This is a genomic window from Parafrankia colletiae (genome assembly GCF_001854655.1).
Taxonomy (GTDB): Bacteria; Actinomycetota; Actinomycetes; order Frankiales; family Frankiaceae; genus Parafrankia; species Parafrankia colletiae.
In genome coordinates this window covers 34,071-48,780 of sequence record NZ_MBLM01000159.1, presented here as the reverse complement: position 1 = coordinate 48,780, position 14,710 = coordinate 34,071, and the positions used below count along the sequence as shown (strand labels likewise).

Here is a 14,710-nt window from a genome sequence, read left to right as displayed (position 1 = left end):
CGGCGCATGACGGTGTTGCGACAGTCCGGCTCGAAGACGATGCGACGGCAGCGAGGATCCAGCTCGAAGACACTGCGAATCAACTGCGGTAGCAGTCGTGGGCCCACACCCTTGTTCACCATCGACGTCACCGCGATCGCGGCGTGCATGCCGATGTCGTGCGCGTCCGCGTCATACGTACCGGCGATCTGGTCCTTGGTCGTACGGTAGATCTCCAGGTAGGCAACCGGCGTGCCGTGGAACTCGGCGATGTGGGGGGCGGGGTTGAGTCGCGTGGCCGGGTCGGGACCCCTCCCGGACTCATGAGTGCACCCTGGAACCGGCACTGATGGCCCTGGGAGCGGACGGYGGCGCCGCTATGACTCGGATACCCGCTGTACCGACAGTCGAACTATCAGTACCGGCAGTCGAACTATCGGCCGCGAAACACAGGCTCCTGCAGTGGCCGCGGAACTGCCAGACATTTGTAGGTACGCAGCGCCGGGTTCTGCTCCATAGCCGCAATGATTCTTTCGTGTGATGCTGTGCGCATGGCCGATCTGCCGTTCCCAGGTTCCCAGCCCGGCAGTCCAGAAGCCGCCCGCAGGCAGCAGGACAGCAACCCTTTCCGTAGCACCGCCCGCGGCCGCGGGACGTCGGCCCCCGCTCACCTGCACGAATCTCACGAACACGATCACGGAAATTACCATCACGCCGATCACAGTCACGCTCACCCCGAACCCGCTCACCACCAACACAGGTCTGACGCCGGTAGTACAGGCCGCGTCCGGTGGCTGACAACACGGATGGCGCACCTGCTCCGCCCGCACTCGCATGACGTCGCCGATCGAGTCGACTCCGAGATGGAAGCCTCCGCGGAAGGAATGCGCGCACTCTGGATCTCGCTCGTTGTCCTCGGGCTCACAGCGCTCTTCCAGACCGTCGTCGTGGTCGCCTCGGGATCCGTCGCCCTGCTCGGCGACACGATCCACAACCTCGCCGACGCGCTGACCGCCGTCCCCCTGGCCATCGCCTTTCTCCTCGGCCGCCGCCCAGCCACCCGTCGCTTCACCTACGGATATGGCCGGGCAGAAGACCTCGCCGGAATCGCCGTCGTGCTCGTCATCGCCGCGTCAGCGGGTGTGACGGCCTACGAGGCGGTCGAGCGGCTGATCCATCCACGGGACGTGTCGCACCTTCCCACTGTGGCGATCGCGGGCCTCGTCGGCTTCGTCGGCAACGAATGGGTTGCCCGCTACCGCATCCGCACAGGCCGCAGAATAGGGTCAGCCGCCCTCGTCGCCGACGGCCTGCACGCCCGAACAGACGGCTTCACCTCACTCGCCGTCCTGGCCGGCGCCGGCGGCGTCGCCGCCGGCTGGCGGATCGCGGACCCTCTCATCGGCCTCGTGATCACAGCGGCGATCCTCGCTGTCCTCCGCCACGCGATCCGAGAGATCTACCAGCGGCTGATGGACGCGGTCGACCCGCGCCTGGTCGACGCGGCGGAGGCAGCCCTGGCCGCAACGGCCGGAGTCCGCGAAGTCGGAGCCATACGGCTCCGATGGATCGGCCACCAACTCCGCGCGGAAGCAGACATCGTGGTAACCGCCGACCTCACCATCGTCCAGGCACACGCCATCGCCGTCGATGCCGAACACGCACTGATCCACGCAGTCCCGCGACTGATCGCCGCGACGGTCCACACCGACCACGCCCCCACACTCGCAACCAGCGCACACAAGGCACTGGCCCACCACTCCACCTAGTCGGTGGTGGCCAGGGCAGGCGGACGAACCGAGGGCGCTCTCGGCTGGGAGCCCGACCAGCCGGACCGGGGCCGGGGACTCACCCATGTGCAGGGGGTCGGCGACCTTCGGCGCGGCCCGCGCGATCAGAGGGAATCTGGTTCGAATAAATCTGTAGGTCCGAGTGTCAGATGTCCATCGGCGAAGTCGCGACCAGGGCGTTGACGTCTTTATCGTGGATCTGTCCGCATCTTGTTTCTCGCAGATCTGTCCATTTCCTCGGCTGGCCTGGCCGCGTGGACGGCTGTCGGTGCTGGTTGGCCGGGTCTGCCGCACCGCGCCGGTCGCTGGCGCCTGCCTGTTGATCATGCTGGGCCCCGCTCGAAACGGGTCGACGGCACCACGCGGCGCGTGCTACCAATGACCACACAGGCATCGCCACCCGGTCGGAGTCGGGTGGGACGCGACCGACCGGACAGAGGAGAGCGTGAACCTCAGCCTAGGTGTATTCGACATCTTCGCCTACTCCGTTCCCGGCTCGCTGTATCTCGCGCTACTGCTGTACGTCCTGGACCGGGCGTCGTGGATCGATCTCGGGCTGGTCGGCGACCTCAACTCCACCGTGCTGATAGCGGGCGGGATCGTCGCCAGCTACCTGCTCGGCCATCTGACCTACGCCCCGCGCCGGTTCCTGGGACGACGGATGCCGCTGTGGCTGCGCCCAGGACGCGGCGCTCGTCGGGAGTTTCTCGACCGCTTTCCCCGCGCCCAGTCGATGGCGTTCGTCCGGGTCGACCCGGCGGTCGTCTTCGCGGCCATCGAGGTCAAGGCGCCCGACTCGGCGGTGGAGATAAGCCGGCTGCGAGCCAGCGGAATAGCGCTGCGCAACGCTGGGCTTGCCCTCCTCCTGTCGGCGGGCGTCGCAGCCATAGAGCTAGTCCTCGGCCACGAACGGGGTTTGGCGGCGTTCTGTGCGGGCGCCTTCCTCGCGGGTTTCGCCGGTGCGACGCGGGCCGGGCACGAGCTGTCCCGGTGGGCCGCCCTCAAAACCCTCGAAGTGGCGTTCTGGCTGCCCGACATCGAAGCAGCGCTGGCCACGACACCGCCGTCTCCTCCGGAACCACCGCCCGAGCCGCCGGCCCCGGCCGGAACGTCGTAGCACGTCCGTCCCGGTGGCCGCTCTCCCACCGACCTGTCCGATGGGAAAGGCCGAGGACACCATCTGTGGGAAATGGCCGTCACATGAGAACCTACAAAAATCTTACTTTCCTGGTCTCGTGGCCCCGAGATAGTCGTCACCCGTCCACCTGTATGGGGCTGTCTTCACCACTTTATTGCGTCCCGGGGCGGTGATCATCTACCCGTTTACGATGTAGATCGCGACACGGTGGATGTTGGTGGCGGTGCCGTAGTAGACGAGGTCGCCGATCTGGAGTGGTTCCCGGGCGCGACCACGGGCCCGGCTTCGTATCTACAAGTGGCGTGCCRGTCCCTTTGTCAACGACACATGTCCCACACATGTCCCACACGTGTCCAGCACGTGTCCCGACCGGCAACCCTCGCRACCAGCGCTGATCCGACAGACGGGGCGAACCTGTCAATCCTCGAACACGCCGAAGCCCTGCCTCGGCCGGGGTCTGGTTATTTCGCGTGTGCTCGATAGGTCGATGACCAGTCCGCGCCACCACCTCGTTTCCTCGGCAAATACCTGCCGGATTCAGAACCCGGCCCTCGAAGCATCTCGACGCGGGTGYCCTGCCGCGCCGCGGGGTTCGCGGCGTCGTGCTGCCCGTCCGCATCCGCGACGTCGTCGGGACCATCATCGCCTCCGGTCTGCGGATCACCGGCGCGTGGTCGGCGTATCCAGACCGCGTGCTACCGCGAGTCCGGAGCCGCCGTGACAACGCGACAGAGGTTCGCCCGGTGTCCGGGTGGCGACAGGGCGAGTCGATGAACGGGCGCAGAGACAGCCTCTGAACAGGCTTTCTTGTCCGCTGGCAGATGGACCGACACAGTGCGGTCAGCTTGCGTGTGGACGAGGCCAGGCCGGGGAGCAGCCGAACCTCGTAGCCACAAAAGAGAATGTGTGTTCCAATAGGAACGGCTGTGGAACGAAGGAGTTCCGGACCGGTGCAATGATGACGACGGGATCCGGTGTCCGGCGGAGGGATCTTTTTAGTGGACGCGCACCGTTCTCATCCCACCCACGAGATCGCCTGGAGTGAGGTCGCCGATGACTTCGTCACGGAGTGCAGCAGGCGGGTGCTGATGTCGCTACCGCGCCGTGACCAGCGAGAACGCGGCGAACTCTATGTTTCTGGGCTGCTGTCGCTCACCGGACGCAAGTCGATGCGGTCGATAGCGTCGATCACCGGAGGTGGTGCGGCCGAGCAACGGCTGCACCACTTCATCAGCAAGTCGTCGTGGGACTGGGTTCCCGTACGCAAGGCGCTGGCCTCCCATCTGGACCGAGCGCTCGATCCGCGTGCATGGGTAGTGAAGCCGATGGTCGTGCGGAAGGCGGGAAGACACACCGTCGGTGTCGCCGAGTCGTTTGTCCCGCACCTCGGGCAGGTCGTCAACAACCAGCGCTCCTACGGGGTGTGGCTCGCGAACGACGGGCACAGCGCACCGGTGAACTGGAGGCTCCTGCTGCCCGGGGACTGGCTGGGCGACGCCCGCCGCAGGCGGCGCGCGGAGATACCGGAGTCAGTCGGTGTCGGTGACCGGGCCTCCTTGCCCGCGGCGACGGCGACGGCGACGGCCCTTGAGATCGCGCGGGGGTGGGGGCTGCGGCGCCGGCCGATCGTCATGGACGCGCGAGACGAGAACGCGGTGGCGCTGGCAGGAAGCCTGTCTGCCGCCGACGTCCCGTTCGTCCTGCGCATCAGCGGGGCGACGCGGCTGATCGGCGTGGACGCAGCGCGGGCTGGCGGCAGAGTTCAGCTGGCCACGGCGCAGCGCCTGGCCGAGGCGGCCGGCCGGGCCGGGCAGGCAATGCAGTGGATGCACCGCGCCGGCCCCGGGATGCCCCCCACCCAGGTCGTCCGAGCAGAGGTCATGCTGCCGCCCGGGGCCGGCGTCTGCGGCCCGCTTCTGATAATCGGGGCGTTGCCTCCGGGTGAGCCCCGGTCGCAGGAGCTCTGGCTGTCCAACATGACGAAGGTGCCGGCGACGGTCGTCCTGCGCCTCGGCGGCCTCGTCGAACGCGTCAACCGGGACTTCTCCGAGATCAGCACCCGGGTGGGGGCGATGGATTTCGAAGGCCGGACGTTCGGCGGCTGGCACCGCCACATCACGCTCAGCTCGGTGGCGCAGGGCATCGTGACCCTCTCGGCCGTCCGCAACAAGGCCGGCGATCCGGCCCTCGGCGATCTCCAGCTCGCCTGACCGCCCGCGCGAGAGCCCGGATCTCGCCGGAACACGGACGAAAGGACCCCGAGCCATCGTGGACGCAGGCTGGGCAGGCGACCCGGTAGCGGATCCCGACGTCGTGATCGTCGGCGGAGGGCCGGTCGGGATGTTGCTGGCCGCCGAGCTGGCCCTGCACGGGATTCGGACGACGGTGCTGGAGAAGGAGCGCGTTCCGTCAGACGAGTCGAAAGCCGGCACCCTGCACGCCAGGACCGCCCAGTCGTTGCACCGGCGCGGTCTGCTGGAGGCTGTGCAGCCGGGCGGATATGTCGCGAGCCGCGCTCCACAGGCACACACACGTTTCCATTTCGGTGGTCTTTTCGACCTCGATCTGGCACCGGTGGTCGAGGAGTTTCCCGCGATTGTCGGTAGTCCGCAGGCGTTCGCGGAGGCCGTCTTCGCCGATCGCGCGCTGGCGCTCGGCGCCACGGTGCTGCGGGGCGCCGAGGTGATGGACGTCCGCGAAGCCCTGGAGCATGTCGAGGTGACGATCCGTCGACCCGGCGGCCGGCCCGCGTCCCTGCGGGCGAGCTGGGCTGTCGGCTGCGACGGGGCCCGCAGCGTGACGCGGGCGAAGTCCGGGATCGCCTTCGCCGGAACGCCGCCCACCATGTCGTGCCTCATGGGCGAGGTCCGCCTGTCCGACCCGCCGTCCATTGCCGCCGGCTGGCAGCGGACCGCCCGTGGCTGGACCATCGCCTGGGTTGATCCGGGTGGCCACAGCCGCATCGGGACGTACGACTTCCGGGGCTCGCATCCCGACCGCACCGCGCCCGTGACCTTCGAGGAGTTCCGGTCGGAGGTCGAGCGCATCACCGGCCGTACCGTACCGATGCGCTCCGCTCGGCACCTTTCGCGGTTCAGCGACGCGGCATTCCAGGCCGAGCGGTACCGGTCGGGGCGTGTTCTGCTGGCGGGGGACGCGGCCCATGTGCACTTTCCCGCTGGTGGGCAGGGCCTCAACACCGGCCTCCAGGACGCACTGAACCTGGGCTGGAAACTTGCCGCCTGCGTCCGTGGCCAGGCCCCGGAAGGCCTGCTCGACAGCTACCACAGCGAGCGGCACCCGGTCGGGGAACGTGTGCTCGCCAATGTGAGCGTGCAGGTTGCTCTGATGAACCCGGACCCGTCCAGCGACGGACTACGCTGTCTGTTCGCCGACCTCCTACGGATGGATCAGGTCAACGCCTATCTGGCCGGCATGGTCAGCGGGACGGACATCGTCTACGACTGCGGGCGGCCCAATGATCCGTTCGCCGGGAGGTTCGTCCCGGAGACGCGGCTGCGGACGGCGGGAGGTGCGGTGAGTCTGGCGGCCCTGCTGCACGCGGGGCGCCCGGTGTTGCTGGACCTCGCCGGCCGGGCGGAGCTGCGACAGGCCGCCGCGCCGTGGGCGGACCGGGTGGACGTCGTGCAGGCCCGGGCGCAGGAGCGGCTCACCGCGGAGGCGCTGCTGCTGCGTCCGGACGGCTACGCGGCCTGGGGCGCCCTGGGCGGGGCACGCGACGTCGAGGACCTGCGTGCGGCACTGGGACGCTGGTTCGGGGACCCCGCCGAGGTGGGCCTGCCGGAATGACCGCCAGCCGGGGGCGGGTGCGGATCGGCTCCGGGCCCGGCCCGACGCCCTGCCACGAGGAGGGTCAGTCCAGCACGGCCAGGGCGAGCCGGGCGGCGGCCTGGAGCCGATCCGCATCCGGTGCCGCCCGCGCTACGACACGGACGCCCTGCATCACCACGAGCAGGAAGTTGGCGATCTCGTGCGCGTCCCTGTCGGCGGCCAGCTCGCCCTGGGCCTGGGCCCGCAGCAGAGAGGACAACAGCGCCGTCTCCACCACGGTCCAGCTGACGGCCACCTGGCGGGCGACCTCGGGGTCGCGTGGGGCGAGCTCGACGGCGGCGTTCACCACCAGGCACCCTCGCTGGTCCGGGTCGGCGAGGGCTTCGCTGACCCAGCTCTGGACGAACGCGCGTACGGCCGACAGGGCGGGGCCGGGCTGGGCGAGGGCGCTGACGAAGCCCGCCTCGCTCCCGCGCAGATAGCGCCGCATGGCAGCCAGATACAGATCGTGCTTGCTGCCAAACGTACCGTAAAGGCTGGCCCGGCCGATCCCCAGATGCTCGACGAGGTCCGCCATGGAGGTGGCTTCGAAGCCTCGTTCCCAGAAGAGGTCCATCGCGCGCTCGAGCATCACATCGGGATCGAATTCCTTGGTCCTGCCCATGACCTTGAGGCTAACAAGACCGGGCAATCAAGAAAAGTCCGTTGCGACAGGGGTGGGGACTGGTTTGTTCGGTCGACTCGGTTATGGGTTGCCTGGGCAGCGCCGGGCACCGCGAGCCCCGGACACCGCGCGGCGCGGACGGCTGTGACGCGGGCCCTCGCGGCGCGGGCGGGATGTCACGTGGGCCCTCGCAGCGGGGGGGGGAACGGGTCGCTCAGCGCCCCGGCGGGCGGATGGACTGGCTGTGCCGGAAGAAGTCGCGCGGATCCCAGGCCGCCTTCACCCGCTGCAGGCGCGGATAGTTCTCCCCGTAGTACAGCGTGGTCCAGGGCACTCCCGACCGGTTGCGGCGTGGATCGCTGAGATCGATGTCGGGGTAGTTGACATAGCAGCCGTCAGTGATCTCGCCGGCTACCGGTACGCCGCCGGTGTCGGCGTACACCGCTTCGTAGATCTCCCGCAACCAGGCGATGTTGGCGGCATCCTCGGCAGCCGAGTGCCAGTACGTCTGGTAGAGCAGCTTGAACGCCGAGTCACGGTGCACCGAGGCGGTGGCTGTTCGCGACAGTGCGTTCACCGCCGCGCCGTAGGAGCTCAGCAGCACCATGGCGGCTGGGTTGGCGAAGTCGGTGCGGGTCAGATGGTGGTAGATGGTGGCGATCTGCCGCTCCGGCATCGAGCGGCGCAGGTAGGCCGACTTGTAGTCTCCGCGAAGTGTCGGGTCGACCAGCACCTGGTTGGTGACACCGAGGTAGCGCGTCGCCTGCAGCCAGGGAAGCCGCTGCGGCGTGCTGAACTCGGGCATCGGCCCGTGCTCCCCCATGGCGTTGGTGACCGGCCCCCGCGGTACGCCCACCCCGTCCGAAACGGCGCGCAGGAAGGCGTCGAGCAGGCCCTCCGCGCCCGGGACGGTCGCGTCCATCTGGGTCAGCAGGCCGATCTGGCCGTTCGACCGGTGGTTGAGGTTCAGGTTGGCAGCCAGCCCGTCATACGGACCACCGGCGGCGGCGTGGGCTTCGTGCCAGCCGCCGTAGTTGCGGACGAGGCGGATGAAGGCCCGCTCGGTCATGGCCTCCCAGGGCCAGGAGACCGCGCTGAGCAGCACCTCGGCCGGCGGCCTGGGCAGCTGCGCGCCGGGGGCACGGCCCGAGGTGCCGCGGGAGCGGAACCAGTACCGCGTCACCACGCCGAAGTTGCCACCGCCGCCACCGGTGTGGGCCCACCACAGCTCGTGGTTGGGGCCGCCGTCGTCGCTGGTGGCGATTACCGTCCGTGCCCCGCCGTGCGCGTCGACCACGACGACCTCGACGGCGTACAGGTGGTCCACGATCAGGCCGTGCCGGCGGCAGAGCAGGCCCCAGCCCCCGCCGCTGACGTGACCGCCCACCCCGACCGAGTAGCAGACGCCACCGGGGACCACGACCCCCCACACCCTGTACAGCCGCTCGTAGACGTCCATGAGGATGGCGCCGGCCTCCACCTCGAAGGCCGAGCGTTCCGGGTCGTAACGCACCCCGGTCATCTCGGAGAGATCGATGACCGTCTCGACCTCGCTGTTGAAGACGAAGTCCTCGTAACAGTGGCCGCCGCCGCGTAYGGTGACCCGGCTGCCCGCATCGACCGCCTGCTGGACGGCGTTGCGCACCTGGTCCGCGGTGGCGACCAGACGGACGGAACCAGGCCGCGCGGTCCAGCGCTGGTTCATGCCGCGTACCAGGTCGGGGTAGCGGGCGTCGCCCGGGCGCACGGATACCGCAGGGAACGGGCTCGCGCCCACCGAAGCCGTAGCGGTAGCCGCGGTCATCCCGGTGGCTGCGGCTGCTCCGCCCGGCACAGCGGCCGCGGCGAGCGCGGCGGCGCCGGTCACGACGCGGCGGCGCGACCAGCCGCTGGCCGGGTCCTCCGGCCGGTCTCCTACGCCGGGAGTGGTGCCAGGGGTCATGGTCGCGCCGCCTGAATCGACAGAGAGTGGGCGAAGAGGTTCTTCGGGTCCCACTGGGCCTTCGCGGCCTGCAGCTTCGGGTAGCCGGCCTTGAAGTACAGCTCGTGCCAGGGGGTTCCGGAGGTGTTGTGGACCGGGTCGGCGAGATCCGCGTCGGCGTAGTTGATGAAGCAGCCGTCGGTGTCGGGGCCGGGAGCGGGTACGCCGCCGGTCGCCGCGTACACGTCGCGGTACAGGGAGCGCACCCAGTTCAGGTGCGCCGCGTCCTCGGCGGGATCGGTCCAGAAACTCACGTAGTGGAGCTTGAGAACCGAGTCGCGCTGCGGCACCGCGGTGTCCGCGGCGGGCACGGTGTTGATCCGGCCGCCGTAGGAGGTGATCATCACGAGTGAGGCGGGATGCGCGTAGTCGGTCCGCGTCATGTGCTGGTAGAACGCCCTGAGGTTGGCGTCGCTGAAGCCGCGTCTCATGTACGCCGACTTGCCTTTGAACCGTGTCGTGGTGTCTGTGCCGGTGAAGCCCGGCCACTGGGTGGCCGCATGCAGCCACGAGATCGTGCGGCGGTCGTCGACGCGGTAGCGGACCCCCGTCCCCTCGTTGACGGCGGCGAGATAGGAGTCGAGCAGAGCGCCGGCCCGCGGCACCGACGCGTCGATCTGCGTCGTCATCGAGAAGGAACCGGCGGTAGCGTGTTGAGGCTTGAGCTGGCTGAACAGCGTGGCGTACGGCGAGTCGGGGGAGCTGTTGGCCTCGTACCATCTGCCGAAGTTGCGCAGGATGCGGCTGAAGGACGCCTCGTTCAGGTCACTCCACGACCAGGTGACGGTCGCGACGATGACCTCCGCCGGAGGCCTGGGTAGCTGGTCGGCCGGGCTGGTGCCGGTGGCGCCGGGCGACCGGAACAGATATCGGGTGACGACGCCGAAGTTGCCTCCGCCGCCACCGGTGTGCGCCCACCACAGGGCTCGGTTCGGGTCGTCGCGCTCCCGGGTGGCGACCACGGCGGACGCCCGGCCGGCTCGGTCCACGACCACCACCTCCACGCCCCACAGGTGGTCGACGATCAGGCCGTGGCGCCGCGACAATGGACCGTAGCCACCGCCGGCGATGTGGCCGCCGGCGCCGACGGTCGGGCAGCTTCCTCCGGGCAGGGTGACGCCCCACTGCCGGTACAGCGTCCGGTAGATGTCGCCGAGGCGGGCACCGGGCTCGACGGTGAACACCCGACGGGCCTCGTCGAAGCCGACCCTGTTCAGCCCGGACAGGTCGAGGACGGTGCGGACCCGCCGGTTCGAGACGAAGTCCTCGTAACAGTGGCCGCCGCTGCGGACCGCGAAGGCCGTGCCACTGTCGACGGCGCGCTGGACCGCGGCCTGGGCCTGCTCCGCGTCGCTGATCAGCTGGATGGTCTCCGGAGAGCCCACCCAGCGTTGGTTACTGCCCCAGTTCAGGTCCGGGAACTGATGATCGCCGGGCCTGATCACGACCGCCGCGCCCCCGGGTGCCGGCGGCGCGGCGGCCGCCGGGCGGGTCGTGGCGGCAGGCAGAACTGCCACCGCGCCACCAGCGAGCGCGACACCTCGGAGAAAAGCGCGACGGGAGTCGCCTGGCATCGTGGGGTACTCCCTCATCGGGTTTCGGCTCATCGGGTTTCGGGTGATCGACTGGTGCGTGCGCCGGCGATCAGCGGGTGCAGCGCTGGACGAGGCCCTCGACGATGAATCGGAGGGCATCCGAGAAGTAGCGCTCCGTCTCGTGGCGGAAATAGCGGGTCTGTTCCGCCTTCTCCACCCCGGCCGGGCTGAGGGTGACGCGGAGGCTCAGGGTGGGAAGGCCCTCGTCGTCCCGGCCGAGCTCGTTGACGATCTTGGCGATGCACGGGTCGTTGAGCGGCTGGAAGACCACCCGCCTGTGATCCTCGAAGGTCACGCGCTCCCGCACCCGCTCCGTGTCGCGGACGGTGATCTCCCGGAGGAAGCCGTCCGAGTAGCGTTCCAGAACGCGGCAGGCGGTCACCGCGGGCACGTACGGGCTCGGGTGCTCCGACTTGTGAACCAGCCCTTCCCAGACCTGGTCGGCGTCCGGCCTGAACGGGTCGTCACCCGGTCCGGCGACGGCGAGTGTCCAACTGAGCGTGGCCATGCGGCCCTGCCTTCCTGCTCTCCCAGTGACGTCAGGAGTCTTTCGCGGCCGGCAGGGCCGGCACATCGCATGAACATGCGATGCCGGTGGTCCGCCCGCCAGGCAGGATGCGGGCGGATGGGGCCCTGTCGCGACAGGCCCGCATGGCTCTCTAGACCGATCGTTATAGATCGTGATAGCTTGCGATCACCGTCGCCCCAGGGAGACCGCACCGCATCGCGGCCCCATAGTGGAATGGATGGTCTACTATGGAAACCCTCACCGCGGACGCCTCATCCGGCACGGCTCCACCGAGTACCTCGCGACCCAGGCTGTGCTTCGTGATCCTTGGCGCCGTTCAGATCGTCCTGATCGCGACCATCACCGTCATCACCGTGGCGCTCCCGGCGATCCAGCACGATCTGCGCCTGAGTGACACCGACCTGGTGTTCGCCACCTCCGCCTACAGCCTCTCGTTCGGTGGGCTGCTGGTCCTCGRCGGCCGGCTGGCCGATCTTCTCGGGCACCGGGCGGTGTTCATCGCCGGAGTGATCGCCTTCGGCGCCGCCTCACTCGTCGCCGCGGCCGCCACCACGCTGTGGGTCCTGGCAGCCGCGCGCTTCGCGCAGGGCGGTGGTGCCGCCCTCGCCGCGCCGTCCGCCATGGCACTGCTCAGCTCCGTCTTCCCGGACCAGGCCCGCCGGACCCGGGCCCTGGCGGTCTGGGGTGTTCTCGCGAGCATCGGCGCGAGCTCGGGCACCGTCCTCTCCGGGGTGATCCTCTCCTGGGTGCACTGGCGCTGGGTGTTCGTCGCGCCGGCCGTCGTCTCCGCGGTGATCGTGCTCTGCGCGCCGTTGCTGCCGGCCGGCCAGAAACGGCAGGGTGGTCGGCTGGACGTGCGTGGTGCTCTGCTCATCACCGCCGGGCTGACCTCGTTCATCTTCGGCCTCGGTGAACGGGAGTGGCTCTGGATCGGTATCGGCGCAGCCGTGCTCTCCGTGTTCGCGGTGACCCAGGCGCGGTCACCCCACCCGCTCGTTCCCCCCGTGCTGCTGGCCTCGACCCGGCGGCTGACTGCGCTGCTCGCCATCTGTCTGACCGCCGCCGCGATGGCTTCCTACTTTTTCATCCTGGCGTTGTTCTTCCAGCGGACGCTGGGCTATTCACCACTGCGCACCTCGGCGGCGTTCATCCCGCCCGTTCTCGCGGTGCTGTTCACCGCGGCGACCGGCGGCTGGGCCGCACGCCGGTGGGGGACGGACACCCTGACGGCCGTCGGGCTTGCCCTGGCGGCTGCCGGGATGGGCCTGCTGAGCCGGCTGGAGGAGACCTCCTCCTACGCGGGCCTGCTGGCAGTCGGCATGACGCTCATGCCGGTCGGCGCGGGCTTCGCCTTCTCCGGCGCGACCGTCTGGGCCGTGTCGGGGACGTCGGCGCGGGAGGCAGGCCTGGCGGGAGGCATTGTGAACACCGCCATGGAGATCGGCCCGCCGATCGGGCTGGCGGTCCTCGTACCGCTGGCCGCCGCGCATGCGGCCGGAACCGGCGGTGGTGCGAGCGCTCGTGGCTACGGCTTCGCCTTCGGCGTCGCGGCGATCACACTGCTCGTCGCCTCCGGGCTTGTCCTGCTCCGGCGCAGGACCGTCGCGGCCGGAATCAGCTTACCCGGCTGAATCCACCAGCACCGAATCCGTGTCACCTGCCTCCTTTATCACCTGCCTCCTTTATCACCTGCCCGTTTTTTTCGTCAGCCCTACCAAGAAGGAGTTGCGCCATGGCCGCACGTTTCACCGACAAGGTAGTTCTTGTCACCGGTGCCGGCGGGGTACTGGGCCGGACCGCCGCCCTGTCGTTCGCGAACGAGGGCGCGACCGTCGCCGTCGCCGACGTCAACGAGAGCTCCGCGAAGGAGACCGTCAGGCTGATCGATGCCGGCGGCGGGAAGGCCTCCGGCATCGTCGTCGATGTCACCAGCTCCGAGAGCGTGCAGGCCATGGTGGACACAGCGGTCGCCCGCCACGGTCGCCTGGACGTCGCGTTCAACAACGCCGGCATTCTCGGCGGCGGCACACCGGTCGGCGAGCACGACGAGGACGTGTGGAACCGGGTTCTTGCGGTCAATCTGACCGGCATCTTCCTCGCCCTGAAGTACGAGACCGCGTACCTGGCCGCCAACGGCGGTGGCACCATCGTCAACACCGCCTCCAACCTGGGCGCCCACTGGCGCCTGGCCGGGATGAGCGCCTACTCGACCTCCAAGGCGGGAGTCAGCTTCCTGACCCGCACCGCCGCGCTGGAGTACATCGGGCAGGGGGTGCGTATCAACTCGATCAGCCCCGGCCCGATCGACACCCCGATGTCCTACCTGCCGGGCGAGAACCGCGAGCAGCGTGACGCCCGCCTCGCGCCGACCGTGCCGCTCGGTCGGGTCGCCGACCCACAGGAGATCGCCAACGCCGTGCTGTGGCTGGCCTCGGACGAATCGAGCTACGTCGTCGGTCATGACCACGTGATTGACGGTGGCGCCACCGCCTGATCGCCCGGTCGGCCTCGTGCCGACCCACCTGGCAGGTCAGCCGCCCTACCGGCTGGACAGAGGGGACCCGGATGGCCGGGGTCCCCTCTTTTCGTCTGCCCGCCCGGCCCCGACCCGGGCCTGCCTCACCGCCGGGAAACCTGACGAGGTCCACCCCGGGTGACATTCTCCGCCGGCGTCCAGAAAATCCGGGCGGAGCGCCGACAACCCCCTGCTCCGGACGCGGTCCAGCACAGCCGGCCTTCTTTCGTGGAGATAGTGATTCTTCCGACAGCTGATGTTGTCGGAAGGTCCTGACCTTGTCTGCCGGCCCTGACTAGGTCGGCCCTTCGGTTTTGCCGTCGCGCCGACCGCAGGGCTAGCATTTCGGTAGCGGTACGAAATAGACGAAAAACCTACCGTAAGAGCCGGAACAGTGGTCTGACCTTGTATCTCCTGAAGAAGGAAAGCGGCTCCATGCAGAAATTCAGGGCGGCCCGACGAACACATCCGAACCAGCCTCGGTCAGGCTGGGGCTCTCTGACGCCAGCCGAACTGCAGGTGGCGCGTCTGGTCGCGCTTGGAATGAGTAACCGCGCCGTAGCCGAGGAACTGGCGATCTCGCCACACACCGTGAACACGCATGTACGCAACGCGTTCRCCAAGCTCGATGTCTCCAGTCGTGTCCAGCTGACCCGGCATGTGCTGCTCCACGACGAAGCGCCTCCTCTGACCGTCCGCCTGCGTTGAGCGAAAGGACCTGATTCCT

At 69.0% G+C, this 14,710-nt stretch carries 12 protein-coding genes; 7 read left to right on the top strand and 5 right to left on the bottom strand.

Features of this window, described 5'->3' with window-relative positions; translation table 11 throughout:
* Positions 1-326, bottom strand: a 326-nt coding sequence (locus CC117_RS29465; protein ID WP_131803156.1) for a GNAT family N-acetyltransferase, incomplete at its 3' end; no start/stop codon positions are given.
* Between the two features lie 459 nt (positions 327-785).
* On the opposite strand from CC117_RS29465, the gene CC117_RS29460 reads away from it, so the two are divergent.
* From CC117_RS29460 to CC117_RS29440, 4 genes are all read left to right on the top strand, one after another.
* Positions 786-1,748: a cation diffusion facilitator family transporter gene (locus CC117_RS29460; protein ID WP_071090239.1), complete on the top strand. Its 963-nt coding sequence runs from the start codon at positions 786-788 to the stop codon at positions 1,746-1,748.
* Between the two features lie 466 nt (positions 1,749-2,214).
* The gene (locus CC117_RS29455; protein WP_071090235.1) at positions 2,215-2,886 is read left to right on the top strand and encodes a hypothetical protein; all 672 of its coding nucleotides are present in this window, start codon (positions 2,215-2,217) and stop codon (positions 2,884-2,886) included.
* Positions 2,887-3,905: 1,019 nt separating this feature from the next.
* Positions 3,906-5,117, top strand: coding sequence for an IS701 family transposase (locus CC117_RS29445; protein WP_198542031.1), 1,212 nt, complete (start codon positions 3,906-3,908; stop codon positions 5,115-5,117).
* A gap of 58 nt (positions 5,118-5,175) precedes the next feature.
* Positions 5,176-6,717 (top strand): FAD-dependent oxidoreductase, encoded by a 1,542-nt coding sequence (locus CC117_RS29440; RefSeq protein WP_071090229.1) that lies wholly within the window; start codon positions 5,176-5,178, stop codon positions 6,715-6,717.
* A 64-nt stretch (positions 6,718-6,781) separates the two neighbouring features.
* Here CC117_RS29440 and CC117_RS29435 read toward each other — a convergent pair whose 3' ends face one another.
* The 4 genes from CC117_RS29435 to CC117_RS29420 form a co-directional block, all read right to left on the bottom strand.
* The gene (locus CC117_RS29435; protein ID WP_071090226.1) at positions 6,782-7,363 is read right to left on the bottom strand and encodes a TetR/AcrR family transcriptional regulator; all 582 of its coding nucleotides are present in this window, start codon (positions 7,361-7,363) and stop codon (positions 6,782-6,784) included.
* 214 nt (positions 7,364-7,577) lie between these two features.
* Positions 7,578-9,305 (bottom strand): FAD-binding oxidoreductase, encoded by a 1,728-nt coding sequence (locus tag CC117_RS29430; protein ID WP_084132998.1) that lies wholly within the window; start codon positions 9,303-9,305, stop codon positions 7,578-7,580.
* A complete protein-coding gene (locus tag CC117_RS29425) occupies positions 9,302-10,918 on the bottom strand; it encodes an FAD-binding oxidoreductase (protein ID WP_071090252.1) in 1,617 nt (538 codons plus the stop codon). The genes CC117_RS29430 and CC117_RS29425 overlap by 4 nt, the downstream gene beginning before the upstream one ends.
* A gap of 70 nt (positions 10,919-10,988) precedes the next feature.
* On the bottom strand, positions 10,989-11,447 hold the full coding sequence (locus CC117_RS29420; RefSeq protein WP_071090221.1) for an AtaL-like protein: 459 nt from the start codon (positions 11,445-11,447) through the stop codon (positions 10,989-10,991).
* A gap of 320 nt (positions 11,448-11,767) precedes the next feature.
* Here CC117_RS29420 and CC117_RS29415 point away from each other — a divergent pair, with 320 nt between their 5' ends.
* The 3 genes from CC117_RS29415 to CC117_RS29405 all read left to right on the top strand — a co-directional run bounded on the left by CC117_RS29415 (position 11,768) and on the right by CC117_RS29405 (position 14,691).
* On the top strand, positions 11,768-13,099 hold the full coding sequence (locus tag CC117_RS29415; protein WP_198542030.1) for an MFS transporter: 1,332 nt from the start codon (positions 11,768-11,770) through the stop codon (positions 13,097-13,099).
* Positions 13,100-13,200: 101 nt separating this feature from the next.
* On the top strand, positions 13,201-13,962 hold the full coding sequence (locus tag CC117_RS29410; RefSeq protein ID WP_071090218.1) for an SDR family NAD(P)-dependent oxidoreductase: 762 nt from the start codon (positions 13,201-13,203) through the stop codon (positions 13,960-13,962).
* 426 nt (positions 13,963-14,388) lie between these two features.
* On the top strand, positions 14,389-14,691 hold the full coding sequence (locus tag CC117_RS29405) for a response regulator transcription factor (protein ID WP_198542029.1): 303 nt from the start codon (positions 14,389-14,391) through the stop codon (positions 14,689-14,691).
* The last annotated feature ends 19 nt before the right edge of the window (positions 14,692-14,710 follow it).